Origin of the sequence: Sulfuricurvum sp., from assembly GCF_028681615.1 — a bacterium.
GTDB lineage: Bacteria > Campylobacterota > Campylobacteria > Campylobacterales > Sulfurimonadaceae > Sulfuricurvum.
This window is the reverse complement of record NZ_JAQUHV010000005.1, coordinates 98461-118374: the sequence shown is the minus strand read 5'-3', so window position 1 is coordinate 118374 and position 19914 is coordinate 98461. Positions and strand designations below refer to the sequence as shown.

General features: G+C 43.2%; 14 protein-coding genes. All 14 read left to right on the top strand.

From position 1 onward, the window contains the following. Positions 1-9: 9 nt before the first annotated feature. The 14 genes from PHE37_RS07600 to PHE37_RS07535 all read left to right on the top strand — a co-directional run bounded on the left by PHE37_RS07600 (position 10) and on the right by PHE37_RS07535 (position 19702). A complete protein-coding gene (locus PHE37_RS07600) occupies positions 10-546 on the top strand; it encodes a diheme cytochrome c (protein WP_299994122.1) in 537 nt (178 codons plus the stop codon). A 13-nt stretch (positions 547-559) separates the two neighbouring features. Then, the gene (locus PHE37_RS07595; RefSeq protein WP_299994124.1) at positions 560-1663 is read left to right on the top strand and encodes a cytochrome b/b6 domain-containing protein; all 1104 of its coding nucleotides are present in this window, start codon (positions 560-562) and stop codon (positions 1661-1663) included. An 11-nt stretch (positions 1664-1674) separates the two neighbouring features. Then, positions 1675-2061 carry a periplasmic heavy metal sensor gene (locus PHE37_RS07590; RefSeq protein WP_299994126.1) on the top strand — a complete coding sequence of 129 codons (387 nt, stop codon included), beginning with the start codon at positions 1675-1677 and terminating at the stop codon, positions 2059-2061. Further along, on the top strand, positions 2054-2725 hold the full coding sequence (locus PHE37_RS07585) for a response regulator transcription factor (RefSeq protein ID WP_299994128.1): 672 nt from the start codon (positions 2054-2056) through the stop codon (positions 2723-2725). The genes PHE37_RS07590 and PHE37_RS07585 overlap by 8 nt, the downstream gene beginning before the upstream one ends. A 3-nt stretch (positions 2726-2728) precedes the next feature. Beyond that, a complete protein-coding gene (locus tag PHE37_RS07580) occupies positions 2729-3931 on the top strand; it encodes an ArsS family sensor histidine kinase (protein WP_300008370.1) in 1203 nt (400 codons plus the stop codon). 235 nt (positions 3932-4166) lie between these two features. After that, a complete protein-coding gene (locus PHE37_RS07575) occupies positions 4167-6674 on the top strand; it encodes a sugar phosphate nucleotidyltransferase (RefSeq protein ID WP_299994132.1) in 2508 nt (835 codons plus the stop codon). Then, complete coding sequence (locus tag PHE37_RS07570) at positions 6674-8665, top strand: glycoside hydrolase family 57 protein (protein WP_299994134.1); 1992 nt, start codon at positions 6674-6676, stop codon at positions 8663-8665. Before PHE37_RS07575 ends, PHE37_RS07570 begins: the two co-directional genes overlap by 1 nt. Positions 8666-8673: 8 nt before the next feature. After that, positions 8674-10704, top strand: coding sequence for an alpha-amylase/4-alpha-glucanotransferase domain-containing protein (locus PHE37_RS07565; RefSeq protein ID WP_299994137.1), 2031 nt, complete (start codon positions 8674-8676; stop codon positions 10702-10704). After that, the gene (locus PHE37_RS07560; protein WP_299994139.1) at positions 10697-11701 is read left to right on the top strand and encodes a UTP--glucose-1-phosphate uridylyltransferase; all 1005 of its coding nucleotides are present in this window, start codon (positions 10697-10699) and stop codon (positions 11699-11701) included. The genes PHE37_RS07565 and PHE37_RS07560 overlap by 8 nt, the downstream gene beginning before the upstream one ends. Beyond that, the gene (locus PHE37_RS07555; protein WP_299994140.1) at positions 11694-13115 is read left to right on the top strand and encodes a glycogen/starch synthase; all 1422 of its coding nucleotides are present in this window, start codon (positions 11694-11696) and stop codon (positions 13113-13115) included. Before PHE37_RS07560 ends, PHE37_RS07555 begins: the two co-directional genes overlap by 8 nt. Positions 13116-13162: 47 nt before the next feature. Then, positions 13163-14635, top strand: a complete 1473-nt coding sequence (gene glgA, locus PHE37_RS07550; RefSeq protein ID WP_299994142.1) for a glycogen synthase GlgA — start codon at positions 13163-13165, stop codon at positions 14633-14635. Beyond that, on the top strand, positions 14632-16581 hold the full coding sequence (gene glgB, locus PHE37_RS07545; protein ID WP_299994144.1) for a 1,4-alpha-glucan branching protein GlgB: 1950 nt from the start codon (positions 14632-14634) through the stop codon (positions 16579-16581). Before glgA ends, glgB begins: the two co-directional genes overlap by 4 nt. 30 nt (positions 16582-16611) lie before the next feature. Further along, on the top strand, positions 16612-18255 hold the full coding sequence (gene glgP, locus PHE37_RS07540; protein WP_299994146.1) for an alpha-glucan family phosphorylase: 1644 nt from the start codon (positions 16612-16614) through the stop codon (positions 18253-18255). Between the two features lie 70 nt (positions 18256-18325). Next, positions 18326-19702, top strand: a complete 1377-nt coding sequence (locus PHE37_RS07535) for a sensor domain-containing diguanylate cyclase (protein WP_299994148.1) — start codon at positions 18326-18328, stop codon at positions 19700-19702. Positions 19703-19914: the final 212 nt, after the last annotated feature.

Genomic DNA, 19914 nt, shown 5'->3' with positions numbered 1-19914 from the left:
AGAAATACCATGAAAACACTATTAAATATATCAGTGGCAGCACTTATCCTGGCCGGAGGAGCGTATCTTTATGCCGGAGACGATAATGAAGAGCATGAACACCACTCTTCTACTGTGGTAACAAAACCGATGACGAAACAAGAAAAGACAACGATGGCTCTGTACCAAAAAGAGTGCGGTGCATGTCATATTGCCTATCAGCCCGAGTTTTTGCCTAAGCGTTCATGGGACAAAACGATGAATACGCTGGAAAGTCATTTCGGAACGAATGCTTCGCTTGATCCGGCAGATCACAAAACGATCCAAACCTATTTGTCAACACATGCTTCCAGAAATGACCGTATGACGGGGATGGGCGGGGAGATCGCATTACGAATATCCGAAACACCGAATTTTAAACGTGAACATCGTGAGGTACCGCAAAAAATGGTCATGCAAGCGGATGTAAAAAGTTTCGCCAATTGTGCCGCATGTCATACGAAAGCAGCCAGCGGCAGTTATCGTGAACGCGAAATACGAATCCCAAATTATGGCAGTTGGGAATAAATAGGAGATTATCATGAAACGGGTATATGTTTGGACGCTTCCGACACGGTTGTTCCACTGGCTGTTTGTTTCTTTAATCCTCGGGGCGTGGGTCGCCTCGTTGGAAGATCGATGGCTCTCGCTGCATGCGGCGATCGGGAGTGCAGTAGGAATATTACTGGTATTTCGGATCGTATGGGGAATTATGGGACCGAAATATTCCCGTTTCACTGATTTTACTCTGCGGTTTGACGCGCTCAAAGAGTATCTTCTATCATTATTGAATCCGTCTCGACACTATATCGGGCACAATCCGGCAGCAAGTTTTGTGATGATTGCGATGCTCACAACTGTCGCACTCGCGACGATAAGCGGAATGCTTGCTTATGGGATACAGGAAAATAGAGGGGTGCTCGCATTTTTACATGCAGGTTACTTTTCGGATATGAAATGGTTTGGTGAGATACACGAGTTTTTCGTGAATCTACTATGGGTATTGATTGCGGCACACGTCATGGGAGTGTTGAGTGACAGAGTGTTGCACAAATCGGATCGCACGCTTAACTCTATCGTTGACGGGCATAAAAACTTTGAGGGTGAGAACGCCGTTTTGTCATTCGCGCAAAAGACGGTTGCGATCATAGGAATCGGCGGTACCATCGCATTTCTCATCTATACGCTCAGCGTACCGAACAATCCTATCGCACTCGGATACAATCAAAAAGTCGATTATGCAAAAGCCAATCCGGCTTTTGTCAATGAGTGCGGTTCCTGTCATACCCTTTATCCTCCGACGCTGTTACCGAGCGAATCGTGGACGAAACTGATGGGGGATCTATCGAACCATTTCGGCGATGATGCTTCGCTTGATCCTGTGGATCATCAAACGATCTTGGCCTATCTGTTGGCACACTCTGCAGAAAAGTCTACGCAGGAGATGTCGGTAAAAATGATGCAATCGCTTCAAAATCGCGATATGATAGCATTTACCCAAACACCGTTTTGGAAACGGACGCACAGAGATATACCGGCGGAAGTCTTTAAACGCGATAGTATTAAAAGCCGTGCGAACTGCAAAGCGTGTCACAGTGATGTAGAGCAGGGGACTATCGAAGATAATTCGATAAAAGCGATATGAAAGGGAGAACGATGAAGTGGTTGGCAGTGTTGGGCATGTCCCTTTGTTTGGCGTTGATCAATCCCTCGTATGCCGACAGTGACGGACACCGTTTTCCGATGGATCTGGATGATTTGGGATTGACACAGCAACAGCTTCGCTCAATAGAAGATGCAATGAAAGAGTATCAGCAGGCATATCGCAGATATCATCATCAAAGCGAGAAAACTCAGCAGGATATTAACGGTTTATTTCTTGCCCCGACGTTCGATGCAGAATCGTTTCGAGCTAAAAATATGGAGATGGAGCGTATGTCGATCGAGATTCGTGTACGGTTATTTGAGCGACTGCATACGATTTTGACTCCGGAGCAAAAACGACGGTTTATTCATCATATGAAGGAGTGGGAGATTGAGTAAAAAAGTCCTGTTGATCGAAGATGACATCGCTCTGCAAGAACTGATGGTCTCATTTTTGGAATCCTATGGATTTGAAGGGAGAGGATTTGCCGATCCTAAACAAGCCCTTGAATCTTTGCTGGATCGAAAAGAACCGTATGATATCGTTGTTTTGGATCTAATGCTTCCGGGTATGGACGGATTTGATGTGGCCAAAATGATTAAAAGCCGACTGGATATCCCCATCATCATCTCATCCGCCCGCACCGATATCGGGAACAAAATATACGGATACGATCTCGGAGCCGATGACTATCTCGATAAACCGTATGAACCGCGGGAACTGGTATTGCGTTTGGAAGCGGTTTTACGTCGATACGGACGAAAAAATGAGCATGTCGTATCCGATTTTACAATTGACGAATCAAATAAATCCGTCACCATGGAAGGGTATCCGATCGATTTGACACGGATCGAATTCGATATCTTTTGGCTTCTGGTTAAAAATCGGGGCAAAAACCTCTCCCGCGATCAGATTATCGGTTCATTAGGGCTGGGTGACGAGATCAAACACCGCACTATCGACATGCATATCAGCAATATCCGTTTAAAAATCGGCGATGATGCCAAAGAACCCCGTTATATCAAATCGGTTTGGGGAATCGGCTACAAATTTACAGGATAAGTGATGTCGATCTTTACCAAAATCACCCTTTTATTTAGTATCAGTCTTCTCCTTATGATTGGCATAGGGTATCAAATCGATACGATCAATACTCAAAAATATGAATCTCTCATTCTCCAAAAATACATCGTAGACGGACGTAAAATATTCTCTTGGATGGCAACATCATCGGCCAATGAACTCGATACTAAACTCAAATCGATCAATTTGGCCAAAACTGCTCCGGTTCTTCCCAAAAGAATGCTCATTCGCCAACCGCATACCTTCGGTGTATTTGAAATATTTGAATCGAAAAGCGGCGATTATGTATTGCACGTGCGCTACATTGACGATGAGATGTATCTGCATGATCAGAGCTTTCAGGAAGCACAAAAAAATGGCTGGGTACTCAATGCGCTTGTTGTCGCGGATATTGCGGTATTGATCATAATTTTTATCAGTATCGTACGAATGCTCTCACCGCTTAATTCTATTGCATCCAGTATGCGTAATTTTGCCAAAGGTGCTTACCGCAGCCGCAGTGAAGTTCGATCGAATGATGAGATCGGTGAAGTGGCGCGTACCTATAATGAGATGGCACAAACCATCGAAAATCTGATCCTATCACGTCAAGAGCTTTTGCGTGATGTCGGGCACGAGTTGCGGACACCGATCGCCAGAGGGCTGTTTGCACTGGAACAGATTGAAGATTCCAAAGTCAAAGAGACGTTGAAACATTCGTTCCAAGAGCTGGATCAACTTACACGGGAACTTCTGGAAATTGAAAAACTGCAAGCGACAGACACCCTGCAATCTGAAAAATTCAGTGCGGAAACATTGGTCATGGAAGCTCTCTCGAAACTATGTCTTGTGGATGAATCGGCTGTAAAAATAGAGATAAAAAATAATTTTATTTTAGAGGGAGATTTATACTATCTTTCGCTTGCATTGAAAAATTTGATGGATAATGCTCTAAAATATACTGATCGGCTTCCTATCATCTTGGACGTCGATTTAAATCGTATTACCGTTTTGAATCACGGCAAACCGCTCGAAAAAGATTTTACTTATTTCTTGACCCCCTTTACTAGGCAAGAGAACTCTCGAACGACACAAGGATTCGGTTTAGGGCTAAATATCGTGAGTAAAATTGTAAATAGACACGGATATACACTTTCTTACGATTATAAAAACGAATATCATTGTTTTTCTATTATTGTGGAATGACGAATGATTTTAGGATTAAATTATTGAGTAGAATCGTTATGAAACAGACTATTTTTTCAATATAATCGTTTCTGAGAAAGTTCAGTGATAATAATGTAATAATTTGTGTCGAACGTATGTTATGATTAAGCATTAGTATCAAAAGATTAACTCAATATGTTAATATCGAGGACTAAAATGGTTCAGCCGATACAGTATTGGCTGAACAGATTACTTTACGCACGAAGGAACTCTTATGAAAGCTGTCGTCATGGCTGGCGGATTCGGTACACGTATTCAGCCGCTTACAAATTCTATCCCTAAACCGATGTTACCGATTATGAACCGTCCGATGATGGAACATACTATAGTGAGTTTGCGGAATTTGGGAATCAAAGAGTTCATTATCCTCCTCTATTTCAAACCAGACGTTATCAAAGATTATTTCCAAGACGGAAGCAAGTGGGGAATTGATATTACTTATGTCATTCCGGATGACGATTACGGAACGGCCGGTGCGGTTAAAAAGGCAGAAGAATATATCGGAAATGAAAACTTTATCATTATCAGCGGCGATTTGGTAACGGATTTCGATTTTCAGAAAATTTTTGATTATCATAAATCCAAACAATCAAAATTGACCATTACGCTCACATCGGTTGAGAATCCTCTGGAATTTGGTGTTGTCATAGCGAATGAAGAGGGAAAAATAGAAAAGTTCCTCGAAAAGCCGAGCTGGGGAGAAGTTTTTAGTGATACGATCAACACAGGTATCTATATCATCGAACCTGAGATTTTAGACTATATCCCAAAAAATGAAAATTTTGATTTTGCGAAAGATTTGTTCCCATTATTGATGCGAAAAGGGATCGATTTGATGGCCGGATATGCCCAAGGGTATTGGCGTGACGTAGGAAATCCTGAAAGTTACCGTGATGTATATGAGGATATCCTGAGTGGAAAAATAAAATTTGAACTTGGCGGAGAAGCAGTAAAATATCTCGATGGTGTGTTGATTTGCGAAGAAGACAATACGTTGGATGAAAGTGTTGAAGTAGTCGGTATCGTAGTGATCGGAAAAAATGTAACGGTAAAACGGGGAACGAAACTGAGTAATGTCGTTATCGGCAATAACGTCACAATCGGGAGTTCTTCTAAAGTCGCGAACAGTGTAATATGGGACGATGTTGAGATCGGGAAAAATGCCAAGCTAGACGGCTGTGTTATCTGTAATTACAATAAAATCGGTAAAAATGTGACCGCTAAATCGGGATTGATCCTAGCGGAAGGGTGTGAAGTCGGAGAGTTGGTGACGATCGAAAAAGACGTCACTATCTGGCCGAACAAAGTTATTGAAGATGCCGCAATTGTAAGCCGTAGTCTTATTCTGGGAAGCAAATACAAAAATTCAATTTTTGAACACGGGATGGTTATCGGAAAATCAAACATTGAACTCTCATGTGAAATGGCGACCAAACTGGCTGAATCGTTCGGAGCACAGCTTCCAGTCGGCTCTACCGTGTTGGTTTCCCGCCATTACGATAAAAGTTCTAGAATGTTGAAACGGGCGTTTTTAGGGGGGCTCCTTTCGTCCGGAGTCGATGTTGTTGATTATAATGCTATCCCTTCTGCCGTCATGCGGTGCAGCCTTTCGTTTCATGAAAATTACACTGCCGGAGTCCATTTCAATCAAAAACTCGATGATCCGACGAGTACCGTTATTACTTTTTATAACAATGAAGCGTTGCGTATCAATAATGATGTCGCGAAAAAAATAGAAAAAGCATTTTTCAAAGAGACGTTTCGTCGTGTTGACTACACTCAAATAGGACAGATTTTTCCTCTTGATCATAAACGTGAATATCATGAATATAAAAAAGGGATGGAAACTGTATTGCAGTCACATCGTTTTAAATGTCTTGATTGCCGTATTGCAGTAGATGTGATGCATGGATTGGCATCAGAAGTCTTCCCAACCATATTAAATGACTTGGGTGTTGAACACATTATGTTTAACGCCTATGAAGATGAACAGCGGCTGGCGAACATCAATAATACGGCAAAACGCTCGTATGATGATATAGGAGCCGTAATTCGGGCACTTAAACTGGATGCAGGATTCGTCCTTTTCCCGCATGGACAACGTATTGATATCATCAGTGATGAGGGTGTTTTGCTTACCAAACAAACATCATTGTATGTAGTGTTAAGTTTGCTCAACATGGAAGCAAAAGCATCCGGAAAGAAAATGAGAGTTTTCCTCCCGACATGGGCAGCAGATATTGTTTATTTTGATCACCTTGAGATTGAACGGGGACAATATGCGAATTTCAAAGCATCAAAAATGAAGACGTATGATTTGGTCGCAACGGGAGAGGGGAATTTTACCTTTACCGAATTTGCAACCCACAGAGATTCGATGTATGCAACGCTTAAAATCTTGGAGATGATCGTAGCACACGGTGTAAAACTTTCTGAAATTATCAAATCATTGCCTCATTTTTTCTATACAACGATTCAGCTTCCGTGTACGCAGGCATTAAAAGGCAAAATGATGCGCAAGTTCCTCGAAGACTCGAAAGGAAAAGAATCTTCTACACTCGATGGAGTCAAAATATGGTTCGATACCGATGATTGGGTTCTGATGATTCCGGATCAATACAACGATTCTTTGAATCTCACGATCCAGGCGAAAAATAATGAAAGAGGAGAACATTACGTGCAACTGTATACGGCAAAAATCGAGGAGTGGTCTAGAGCGTAATGGAAACTCAACCCCTTAGTCTCTCTTTTTTCTGGCATATGCATCAGCCCGATTACAGGGGGAGCGACGGGGTTATGAAAATGCCTTGGGTATTTTTACACGCTATTAAAGATTATTATGAAATGCCGTGGTTGATGAGCCTCTATCCGGGCCTCAAGTCAACATTCAATCTCAGTGCTTCATTGATCGAACAGCTTCGTCTTTATAGTGAACCTTTAAAATATGATGCTTTTCTTGCATTATGGATGAAGCATCCTGGCGATTTAAGTATAAGTGAGCGAGAATGGGTTATTAAACTCTGCACCTCAACGCAATTTGAGACGATGGTACGTCCGATAGAACGCTATAGTGAATTGTATTATCTGGAAGTTTTTTCGGACGAAGAGCTGATTGATTTAGAAGTGGTGTTTTTCCTCGCTTGGTGTGGAAATTATCTCCGAACCCAAAATGATCGTGTCAAAACCTTATTTTTGAACAAACAAGGCTACACGCAAGGGGACAAAAAAGCGTTGCTTGATTCACTGAGCGGTTTTGTCCAAGAGATATTGCCGTTATATGCCGATCTGCAGCGAAAAGGGATTATATCCGTTTCAACGACTCCCTATTTCCACCCGATATTGCCGTTGTTGATCGATATGGAGAACGGCTCACGCGCCAATCCGGCAACACAGCTGCCTGCGACCGCTTTTCCTCTGGTCGAAGACGCACGCGAGCATGTGGCACGCTCGATTGCATTGTATGAGAGTGTATTTCAATGCAAACCGAGCGGTTTTTGGCCGGCTGAAGGTGCGGTCGATGAGAAAAGTATTGCTTTGTATAAAGAATTCGGGATAAAATGGATTGCAACGGATGAAGCGATATTGCATCGTACTCTTCAAAACAATTCGCCATCATCTCATTATAAGCCTTACAAATTCGATGGAGTTACAATCGCTTTTCGTGACCATGGGCTAAGTGATCTGATCGGATTTGAGTATCGTCATATGGAAGGGTCGAAAGCGGGCAGCCATTTTATGGAGGCCCTTCATCAGATCGCGCTTCGAGAAAAAACCCCCCATATTTTTGTCATAGTAGACGGGGAAAATGCATGGGAATTCTATCCCAATAACGGATTGGATTTTTTCAATGGTTTGTATGGAGCATTGTCCACTGTCTCATGGTGTAAAACCGCGACGTTGGACGAGGTGTCACGCGAATCCAAAATTACGGTGTTAGATCATATCACTCCCGGAAGCTGGATACACGGAACGTTCGATACATGGGTAGGACATCCTGAAAAAAATCGTGCGTGGGAACTTATCTTCGAAACACGCAGAGCTGTGGAACAGTACGGCATCAATAACAAAATATCGGAAGAGATTCGGTACCATTTGCTTGCATCGGAGTGCAGTGACTGGTTTTGGTGGTATGGTGAAGATCATTTCACGGAGTTTTCATTAGAATTTGATGCATTGTTTCGAGAACATTTAATACAGATTTATCGTTTGATGGGGAGAGAGATACCATCGCATTTATGGGATACGATCATTTCGGATGCAGCATTAAAACCCACAACCCGAAAACCGCATAACATGATTTCCCCGCTCATCGGTAACCCAAACAGCCCCTTTTTCGAGTGGGTCGGATGCGGTGTTATCGATGAGCGAGGGGGCTTTTCGACAATGGATCGAATACGCGGCCCTATTGATATTATTTACTATGGCTATGACGACACATCCCTCTATGCGGCATTTGTCGGACTTGTTACCGGTTCACGTGATATGCAAGTCGCTGTAACCATTCAAGAAACAGAGCAACGTATAATACTTGAACCGAAGAGTGTTCGAAACCGTTTGGAATTTTCACTCTCACGCGAATTTTTTGATGCAAATACTTCATTGCATTTACGGTTTGAATTGCTGCAGGAAGAAACTGTGATCCAGACGATGCCTGCAAACGGATTTTTAGTCCTTGAACTGGATGAACACTTTACAAACGACTGGTTTATATAGGAGAAAGTATGAAGACATCATTGCTGTTTGGGATCCATATGCATCAGCCTGTGGATAATTTTGAATGGGTTATCGAACTGGGGATAAAAACCTGCTATGAACCGTTTTTCGAGGTGATGAGCCGATATCCCGAATTTAAATTTTCGGTTCATTGCAGCGGTTGGCTGATGGAACGAATAGAGCAATTGCGTCCCTCACTGTATAAGAAAATAGTCATGCTCGCAAAAAATGGGAGCATTGAATTTTTCAGTGCGGGGTATTATGAACCGATTCTGAGTGTCATCCCCTCAGACGACCGGGTAGCGCAGATAGGACGGTTGAACGATTCGATCAAAGAGCGGTTTTCACAAGCTCCGCAAGGGTCATGGCTTACCGAACGGGTATGGGAGTCTGCTTTGATCCCCGATCTGGACTGTGCCGGAATCAAATATACGGTGATGGATGATTACCATTTTCAATGTGCCGGATTTGAGAAAGAGGTATTGGACGGTTACTTCATGAGTGAAGAGGGCGGAGTTCCGATGGGACTTTTCCCGATCAGTCAAAAACTCCGCTATGCAATACCGTTTTTAAACGTCGAGAGTGCTATTCGCGCAATCAAATCGTATAACCGTGAGAACGATTCGGCAGCAATTATTTTTGATGATGCGGAAAAATTCGGTATGTGGCCAGGAACGCATGAGTGGGTCTATGAAAAAGGGTGGCTGCAAAAATTTGTCCAAACGGTATTGGCCGATGAGTCGATTGAAACACGCCATTACGGCGAGTATTTCAAGTCCCATCATCCTCGCGGTATTGCCTATCTGCCGAATGTTTCGTATTACGAGATGGGCGAATGGAGTCTAAAAGCCGACGATGCGCTGGCTCTTGAAGCATTGAAAGAGGAGATGGGACTGGAGCGCTACGAGCGTGAAGGGGTAAAGTTTCTCAAAGGGGGAACGTGGAAAAACTTTTTTGTAAAATATCCCGAATCCAACCGATTGCACAAACGGACCATCGAACTATCCCGTGCGTTTCATGCGGGAGAGGGGGATTTTGAACTCCCTTTGCATAAAGCCCAAACAAATGATTCGCTCTGGCATGGGGTGTTCGGAGGACTTTATCTCCCTAATTTGCGGGACAACGCATATACCTATCTTATCGAGTGTGAAAATATCCGCTACGGTAAGAAAAAAGTATTGGTCAGTGATACCAACGAACTCGACGGTTATCCGAAATATAAGTCGGTCACATCAAAACTGATTTCCCGTTTCGATGCAACGCACGGGGGACAGCTTGTGGAACTTGATATTCGGGATAAGTGTTTCAATTATCAAAATACTTTGACCCGACGTAAAGAGGCATACCACAAGCGATTGTTTGAAGCACCGCGTGAAAAATCGGCTCCCGTAGAAGAGGGGATTGATACGATCCATCATGCCAGCGCTTCATTCGACGATTCGCTTCGTGATGCCATCATCTACGATTGGTATTTGAAAAATTCGTTTATCGATCATATCAGTGATGAACATTTTAACAGTGAGTCGTTCCGTCATTGCAATTTCCGTGAGTACGGTGATTTTGCCAATCAGCCTTTTGAATCCTCTATGGGTAAAAACCACATCACATTTGTGCGTAACGGCGGATTGTACAACGACACGAAAGCGAATACAAAGCTAACCAAGAATTTTTCATTCGGTGCGGATACCATTGATTTTACAATGACGTTGGAGAGTGAGGCGACAGGGAGATTTGCGTATGTGATGGAGCATAATTTCCATTTTTCCGATTATGATATGCTACGGATCAACGGTATACCGCTTGAAGAAAATGGAAGTATCGAACATATCCAAAGCTTTGAGATGATCGATACTGTTTTAAAGAAAAAAATCACCTTCCGTATGGATAAACCTTTTAATGCCCACTATTTTCAACTTCAGACACTGTCTCAAAGCGAACAAGGATTCGATCTGAGTGTTCAAGGTCTTAGTATTGCATTTGTTTTTGACTTCGATACCTCATTGAGTGTAGAAGGTACACTGGAGATAGCCCGTGTCTGAAATACGTTATGACCGCATGAACGATACCCATGTCATTATTGCTCCCGAACGTCTTCAGCGTCCTAATAATATCAATGCGGATGCATTAGGTTCATCAGAGCTCTTTTGTCCGTTTTGCGAGGGAAACGAATCTGCAACTCCCAAAGAGATTTTTTCGATACGCGAATCCGACACTCTCAGTAATAAACCGGGATGGCAAACCCGGGTCGTTCCCAACCTCTATAAAGCGGTTGCAATCGAAGCACCACATCAACACCATGCCGGAACTTTCGAGTATTGGGACGGCTTCGGTGCGCATGAAGTGATTATCGATACCCCGAAGCATCATCTCTCAATGACTCAATGGAATCATCATGAAATGCTCTCATGGCTTAAAACACTGCGTCAAAGGGTAGATGATTTACGACGCGATCACCGTATAACCTTTATCTCCCTTTTTAAAAATGAAGGCTACGATGCCGGTTCAACCCAAAGCCATTGTCATACGCAGTTGATCGGACTACCGCTTGTTCCAAAATCCCAGCGTGATTTTTACCGTCGAAGTCGTGAGTATATGCAGCACTATAATCGCTCTTTAATGGAATCGATCATCAATGATGAGGAGGAAGCTGAGGTACGGATGATCGAAAAACGGGGCGACTTCAGCGCTTTTTGTCCTTTTGCCAGCAGTTATCCCTTTGAGGTTATGATCGGATCGAAAAAATGTGTCGGCCAGATCGATACTGTGAGTGATGAACATTTGGATGAACTTGCATCTTTGCTTGTTGCAGTGATGGAAAAACTATCTGGGCAGTTGAGCAAATTTGCCTTTAACCTTTGGGTTTCGACACCGCCGTTAGGGGATGAATCACACGCATGTGACGCACATCGTCTGATCGTTCGAATAATGCCCAGAATCTATCGGTTCGGCGGGTTTGAAATCAGTACGGAGATGATGATCAATCCGGTGGAACCGGAATTGGCGGCAAAACTTTTACGAGGAGATAATCATGGCTAAAAGAGTGTTGTTCGCGGCAAGCGAAGTCTATCCATTTGCAAAAACCGGGGGGTTGGCAGATGTAGCGCACAGTCTTCCCAAGGCTTTAAGCAGTCGGTATGATGTTCATGTCATACTACCTTTGTATCGCTCGATTGATCGGAATAAATATGATATCACTCTGCTGCATGAACCTTTTAACATTGAGATGGGTGGGGAAGAGTATACGATAGAGATATACGGATGTTTGTTCGAAGGGGTAGAGTGCCGTTTTGTGTATGCTCCGTTGCTGTGCGAACGTGATTATCTCTACGGCCCGCCTGAGTGCGGTTATGAAGACAATGCATTGCGCTTCGGACTCTTTTCCCATATCATCGCTGCATTGCTTAGAAGTGAACACTACGACATCCTCCATCTCAACGATTGGCAGTGTGCTTTGGCCGCATTATTGATACGCGAAGATCCGATGATACCGACCAAAACGCTTTATACGATCCATAATTTGGCATATCAAGGGGTGTTTGAAGCGGATGTCTTGGAACAGATAGGGGTCGATAGCCGCTATTTTACGCTGGATGCAGTTGAATTCTACGGCAAAGTCAATTTCATGAAAGCGGGAATCGCATATGCCGACTTTATTACAACCGTCAGCCCTACCTATGCAAAAGAGATTATGACCCATGAATTCGGATGCGGTTTGGAAGGATTTTTAAGCTTCCATAGCCGAAAACTTCAAGGGATACTCAACGGTATCGATCCGGAACATTTTTCTCCTATGAGTGACACTGCACTGGTGAGTACGTATAAAAATGTCAAAGGGAAGAAGTCTTCTAAAAGCGATATTCTAAAACAGTTCGCTCTTAAAGGGGCCACGAAACCGCTTTTTGTTTTTATCGGTCGTTTTACCGGACAAAAAGGGGTCGACCTGCTGATCGAAACACTCCCGAAAATGGCAGCGCTGGAATGCAATATCGCCATTTTAGGCGATGGTGAAGAAGAGTATTCCACGGCGTTAAATGCCATCGCACAGAGTCATAAAAATGTCAGTCTGCATGTGGGATATGATGAAGCATTATCGCACCGCATGTATGCAGCGAGTGATTTTCTCCTCATGCCCTCATTATTTGAGCCGTGCGGGCTGAATCAAATGATTGCGTTTGCATACGGTTCATTACCGGTAGTGCATCGAGTCGGCGGATTGGCCGATACCGTGAAAAAATTTGAAAACTACAAAGAGGGGAGTTCGGTTGGGTACGGAATCGTATTTAACACGCCTGCTTCACGCGCTCTTCTTTCAGCCGTCCAAAAAGCGTGTGAGCTCTATATCGATAAGAAAAGATTTGAAGAGATTGCCAACCACAACATGGAATGCGATTTCTCCTGGTCTGAGAGCGCAAAAGTGTATAGTCGTCTGTATGAGAGTATATCGAAGTAAAAAAACTTTATAATTCATAATAAGATGAGCGCATTAAAAGGAAATTGATGGATAAACTAAACATTTTGATCGCTGCTTCAGAGGTTGTACCGTTTGCCAAAACAGGCGGTTTGGCGGATGTGGTCGGTGCATTACCGAAAGCACTGCGTGCTCTGGGACATGATGTTCGGGTTGTGATGCCGCGGTACTATGTCGTAGATCGGGAAAAATACGCTCTGACACCTATGGAAGGTTCTCTCGGGGTACCGATGGGAATTATGGGCGAAGAGTGGGCTGCGGTCTATGAGGGGCTATTACCGGGAAGCGATGTTCCTGTCTATTTCATTGAGCATGAAGGCTATTTCGGGCGAAAAGGGTTGTACGAAGAGGACGGATTCAGTTTTAACGATAACGACAACCGGTTTATCTTCTTTTCCCGTGCCGTCATGCAGTTATCTAAAATGATCCGTTTTCATCCTGATGTGATCCATGCCAATGACTGGCATACGGCTGCGCTTCCTGTAATGCTCAATACACTGTATACCTACGATCCGGATTTCGCTTTTACGGGATCTTTGCTCACAATCCACAATCTTCAGCATCAAGGAAGGTTCTATAAGGGGCTAATGGACGTCCTCGGAATCGGATGGGATCATTTCTATGAACTGGAAGAATATGATGGGGTCAATCTTCTCAAAGGGGGGATTACTCATGCGGATGCCATTACTACCGTCAGCCGAAAGTATGCCGATGAAATCCGTACTCCAGAATTCGGATGGGGATTGGAAAATCTGATCGACCATGTATCGTATAAACTCTACGGGATACTCAACGGGATCGATTATGAAGAGTGGAGCCCTGCGGAGGACACCTTTATTTCGCATACATTCGATGTTGGGGATATGAGCGGTAAAGCACTTTGTAAAGAAGCATTGCAGGAGTCGTTTCATTTACCCAAAAGAGCGGATGTTCCCCTGATCGGTTTGGTTGGTCGGCTCGCGGAGCAAAAGGGGATTGAACTCTTGGCACATGCGATTTGGAAGCTTTTGGAAATGGATATTCAGATCGTTATGCTCGGTGCCGGAGAGAAATGGGCGGAACATTATTTCAGTGATATTGCCCATAAACACCCCGATAAATTCGGCTGCTTTATCGGATACCGAAATGATCTTGCCCATCAAATCGAAGCGGGAAGCGATATGTTTTTGATGCCGTCTTTGTTTGAACCGTGCGGTTTGAATCAGATATACAGCCTCCGTTACGGGACATTGCCGATCGTACGTGCTACCGGCGGGTTGGATGATACGATCGAAAACTATCAAAACGACCAAACGCACGGGACGGGATTCAAATTTTACGATGCGTCAGCCGATGCGCTTGTCAATACCGTCGGATGGGCAGTTCATACATGGTACAATGACCGCAGAGGATTTGAACAAATGCAGAACAATGCCATGCACAAACGATTTGACTGGAACGGCTCCGCACTCGAATACGAAGCACTGTATTACAAGATTTCACAGGGGAGAAGAGGGCTATGAACAACCAAAATCACCCCATCAGTTATGAGGTCTCCAGACTGAGCGAGATGGATATCTATCTCTTTAAACAAGGGACGCATACAAAGCTCTACGATAAACTCGGCGCTCATGTAATGGTGCATGAAGGGAACGCCGGTGTATATTTCGCAGTATGGGCTCCCAATGCATCCTATGTCAGTGTGCGCGGAGATTTTAACCATTATAATACTTCATCGCATCCTTTGCAACTGCGCTCAGACGAATCGGGAATATGGGAAGGTTTTATAGAGAACGTAGAACAGGGCCTCACCTACAAATATCATATCGTTTCCAAATTTCATAATATCGTCCATGATAAAAGCGATCCGTTTGCATTTTACAGCGAACAGCCGCCAAAATCGGCTTCTCGTGTCTGGAGTCTGGAAGGATATGACTGGAAAGATCAACATTGGATGCGAGAGCGTCATCTCAACAATGCCCATGATGCACCGATCAGTGTATACGAGATGCATCTGGGCTCATGGCGTAGAAAGGTAGAGGAAGATAACCGTCCTCTGAGCTATCGGGAACTCTCTACGGAGCTAGTGAACTACTTAAAAGAGATGAACTATACCCATGTCGAGTTCATGCCTCTGAGCGAGTATCCGTTTGATGGTTCATGGGGATATCAGGTTGTCGGCTATTTCGCCGCGACGGCACGTTACGGGACACCTCAGGACCTCATGTTTCTGATCGATGTCCTGCATGAAAACGGTATCGGCGTGATCATGGATTGGGTACCGTCGCATTTTGCGGTCGATATGCACGGGTTGATCAATTTTGACGGTACGGCACTTTATGAGCATGATGACCCGCGTCAGGGATACCATCCGGAATGGGGAAGCATCATCTTCAATTACGGACGTAATGAAGTACAGTCATTTTTGATCAGCTCCGCGATGTTTTGGCTCGATCGTTATCATATTGACGGTATCCGTGTCGATGCAGTCGCTTCAATGCTGTATCTCAATTATGCGAGAAAAGAAGGGGAATGGATCCCTAATGTCTACGGCGGAAACGAGAATCTTGAGGCGATAGAGTTTTTGAAAAAACTTAATGTCAGCGTATACGGGGAGTTCAGCGATATTATGATGATTGCCGAAGAGTCGACTGCTTATCCGATGGTGACCCGTCCTGTGAGTGTCGGGGGGCTTGGATTCGGTTTCAAATGGAACATGGGGTGGATGCATGATTCACTGAAATACATGAGCTATGATCCGATTCATCGTCAGCATCACCATCATCAGCTGACATTCAGTATGTGGTACGGATTTGATGAAAACTTTATGCTTCCGCTGAGTCATGATGAGGTCGTTCATATGAAAGGTTCCCTCATTAATAAAATGCCGGGAGATGTCAACCAAAAATTCGCTCATCTCAGAACACTTTTTGCCTATATGACGGCACATCCGGGTAAAAAGCTTCTTTTTATGGGGGGAGAGATTGCACAATATGCCGAATGGAATTTTGAACGTTCTCTTGATTGGCATTTGTTGGACAACCCGATGCATAAAGGGTTGAATAAAATGGTTTCGGATCTTAACCGTCTTTACCGTGATGAGCGAGCCTTACACATGTATGATGTGATGCGTGAGGGATTTGAATGGATAGACGATCGTGACTACAGCCACAATTGTCTCAGTTTCGTCCGTAAAAGTGATAATCCCGCAGATGATATCTATGTGGTGTGCAACTTTGCAGATGCAACGCGTGAAAACTATCACATGGGAGTCCTAAGTGAAGGGGAATATGTGGAGATATTTAACTCTCAATCCTCTGAATATCACGGATGGAGTATCGGAAATCACGAACCGCTTCAAACGTTTCAAACATCGACACACGGGCGGGAACACTCCATTTCTATGACATTGCCTCCGCTTGGGGTTGTATATTTGAAACAAAAAAAAGCCGATAAATCGTTACAATAATCTTATTAAAGCTAATGAAAAGAAGAAAATATGATTCTCCATGATTACGAAATTGACCCAAAGTACTCTACCAGTGTTGCCTATTTTTCAATGGAGTTTGCAATCCATCAAGCGCTCAAAACGTATTCGGGCGGATTGGGATTCTTATCCGGTTCCCATATGCGAAGTGCCTACGATCTACGTCAAAATGTCGTCGGTGTCGGGATATTATGGAGCTTCGGCTATTACGATCAGTCCCGACATGAAGATCGCAGTTTGGAAATGGAATTTATCCGAAAACATTACTATTTTCTCGAAGACCTCGGAGTGCAGGCGATCGTCAACATCCATTCAAAAGATGTTCATGTCAAAGCATTTTACTTGCCGCCTAATGTTTTCAGTTCCGCTCCGGTCATTCTTCTCTCAACCGATATTCCGGAAAATGACTTTTTAGCACGAACCATCACTCATAAACTTTATGATGCGAATGAAGAGACTCGTATATCCCAAGAGGTCGTTTTGGGTATCGGTGGGGTAAAAGTACTGGAAGCATTGAGACAAAAGATCGATATCTATCATATGAATGAAGGGCATGCACTTCCATTGGTGTATGAGCTCTATTCGAAATATCGGGACATGAACGAGGTAAAGAAACGGGTTGTATTTACAACGCACACCCCTGAAGATGCGGGAAATGAACAGCATAATATAGATTTACTTCATAAATTCGGTTTTTTTAACGGGTTGGAATTGGATACTGTTCGTTCTATTATGCTTATGCATGAAGAAAATAATTTTAACCTCACGGTTGGGGCCTTGCGATCATCCAAGATTACCAATGCCGTCTCAAAAATGCATGGTGAGGTTGCAAACCGTATGTGGGAACATTGTGCCGGAAGATCGGAAATCATCCATATTACCAATGCCCAAAACAGACGTTTCTGGTCGGATAACGGGATGCTTGCCGCATTGGATGAACACGAAGATTATGCTTTGACAGGACGCAAAAAACACCTCAAACGCAATTTGTTTAATGTGGTCGCCGATCAGACGGGTAAAATGTTCAACCCTGATATTTTGACGATTGTTTGGGCTCGTCGTTTTGCCGAATACAAACGTCCGGGATTGCTCAAACACGATTTTGCCCGTTTTAAACGTCTGTTGGAACGCACCGAAAAACCGATTCAGGTCATTTGGGCAGGTAAGCCGTATCCGTTTGATACTAATGCCGTCAATGCGTTTAACGAACTCATCTATATCAGTCACGGAATCAAAAATATGGCAGTTCTCGTAGGATACGAGCTTGAGCTCTCCCGTACCCTCAAAAAAGGCTCTGACATATGGCTAAACACGCCGCGTGTCTCACGTGAAGCGAGCGGTACGAGCGGTATGACGGCGAGTATGAACGGTTCGATCCATTTTTCAACGGATGATGGTTGGCATCCGGAATTTGCCAAACACGGATTCAACGCCTTTACGATTCCTCCAATCGACCACAGCACTCCGATCGAAGTACAAGATCATGAAGATAACAAAAATCTGATGGATATTCTTGAAAATGAGATCATACCGATGTATTACGACCGGCCTGAACAATGGTGTCAAATGATGAAAAATGCGATGAGGGATGTTATTCCTGCATTCGACTCTGGACGTATGGTGCATGAATATTATGTTAAAATGTATAATTGCTGATGAATTCTTTTATTATATTTGCTATACAATAGGCAAAATTTATTATAACAAAATTTAAAAGTGAGTGTGTATGATCAAGATTATAAATACCGAAGAGTTTTCCTATTTTTTACGGGTCAATCGAAATGAGATCATTAAAAAATGGATGGCTAAAAATGAGGTACAAAATGTACTTCATCGTCACTCTTTGCCTATAATCGAAAAGAATACCCATCTGTTTTATGAGTTCTGCGATTGTTTTATCAGTGTGATCGAATGGCGTGCAACGGTTTCGGAGTGTCATGTAAAGATCGAATTCCTACAACTCTTAAACAACTATAATGTAACCACGGCAGATCTTTTTACATTAATTACAAAACTCAAAAATGCGATAGAAGAGATCATCTTTGAAAACGGAAATCTCTCATTTGCACTGCAAAGCGAAATTGACTCTCTTACATTGCAAATGGCCAATGATCTGGCAACAAATTTTGAGATTATTATTAGCGGAAACCAAAATTATAAAAGTGAAAACTCCAATCTCCTGGCTGAATATAAAAAAGCGGTCGATTTAAGCAATATCGTCTCAAAAACGAACCCGAAAGGGGTAATCACTTATGTCAATGATAAATTTTGCGAGATATCCGGTTACAGCAGAGATGAGCTTGTCGGAAAACCGCATAACATTATCCGTCATCCCGATATGCCAAGAGAAGCGTTTAAAGATTTGTGGGACACTATCAAAGCTAAAAAAAGCTGGAACGGTGTAGTCACCAATATGAAAAAAGAGGGTGGGCAGTACATCGTCGATACGACGGTTATCCCGATTTTGGATGTTGACGGCGATGTTGTGGAATATATCGCGATACGCCACGACATCACCGAACTCGAAGAGACAAAACAACAACTCAAAAACATCAACAAAGCGATGAAAAACAAGGTTGACGAACTCTATTCGATGACCAATACGTTGGAACAAAAAGCCTATAAAGATAATCTCACCGGGATCAATAACCGTGAAAATTTCGAAGATATTTTTGCCATCGAGATCGCAAATGCAAATCTCAATAATGTACCGTTGAGCCTCATCATATTCGATGTAGATAATTTCAAGCTTGTTAATGACACCTACGGACATCAAGCCGGTGACATACTCCTCAAAGACGTAGTGAATTTGATCGAGAATAATATTAAAAACGGAGATATTTTTGCACGATGGGGAGGGGAAGAGTTTGTTATTTTAACCCCTACTACGGATCTTAACGGTGCGTATAATTTGGCTGAAAATCTACGCAAACTGGTTCAAACGTATGTATTCAGGTATGTCGAAAATACGTTGACCCTCAGTTTCGGAATCGCCCAGCTTTCAAAAGATGATACGAAAAAATCCCTTTTTGAAAAAGCGGATAAAGCGATGTACGAGGCTAAAAAGAACGGTAGAAACAGAACGGAAATATATCAATCATAATTATCTTCCCGTTCGCCCTGAGCTAGTCGAAGGGTAACTTCTTCGTCATTCCCGACTTGATCGGGAATCCATCTTTCGTATCCTTTCTTTTTCATCTGCTCTCATATTTCCTAATAATTTTTGTATAATAATAGTTATTTGTTGAATTCATATATCAATCTATATGAAGTATCCAAATAGGATTTTATAAGATGACCTGAATTGTAAAGTGT

What these genes read in the sequence shown, in the direction of transcription:
- glgP (WP_299994146.1), top strand. Translation starts at nt 16,612, where the DNA reads ATGATTCTCCATGATTACGAAATTGACCCAAAGTACTCTACCAGTGTT.
- glgB (WP_299994144.1), top strand. Translation starts at nt 14,632, where the DNA reads ATGAACAACCAAAATCACCCCATCAGTTATGAGGTCTCCAGACTGAGC.
- PHE37_RS07535 (WP_299994148.1), top strand. Translation starts at nt 18,326, where the DNA reads ATGATCAAGATTATAAATACCGAAGAGTTTTCCTATTTTTTACGGGTC.
- PHE37_RS07565 (WP_299994137.1), top strand. Translation starts at nt 8,674, where the DNA reads ATGAAGACATCATTGCTGTTTGGGATCCATATGCATCAGCCTGTGGAT.
- PHE37_RS07570 (WP_299994134.1), top strand. Translation starts at nt 6,674, where the DNA reads ATGGAAACTCAACCCCTTAGTCTCTCTTTTTTCTGGCATATGCATCAG.
- PHE37_RS07590 (WP_299994126.1), top strand. Translation starts at nt 1,675, where the DNA reads ATGAAGTGGTTGGCAGTGTTGGGCATGTCCCTTTGTTTGGCGTTGATC.
- PHE37_RS07595 (WP_299994124.1), top strand. Translation starts at nt 560, where the DNA reads ATGAAACGGGTATATGTTTGGACGCTTCCGACACGGTTGTTCCACTGG.
- glgA (WP_299994142.1), top strand. Translation starts at nt 13,163, where the DNA reads ATGGATAAACTAAACATTTTGATCGCTGCTTCAGAGGTTGTACCGTTT.
- PHE37_RS07600 (WP_299994122.1), top strand. Translation starts at nt 10, where the DNA reads ATGAAAACACTATTAAATATATCAGTGGCAGCACTTATCCTGGCCGGA.
- PHE37_RS07580 (WP_300008370.1), top strand. Translation starts at nt 2,729, where the DNA reads ATGTCGATCTTTACCAAAATCACCCTTTTATTTAGTATCAGTCTTCTC.
- PHE37_RS07575 (WP_299994132.1), top strand. Translation starts at nt 4,167, where the DNA reads ATGAAAGCTGTCGTCATGGCTGGCGGATTCGGTACACGTATTCAGCCG.
- PHE37_RS07555 (WP_299994140.1), top strand. Translation starts at nt 11,694, where the DNA reads ATGGCTAAAAGAGTGTTGTTCGCGGCAAGCGAAGTCTATCCATTTGCA.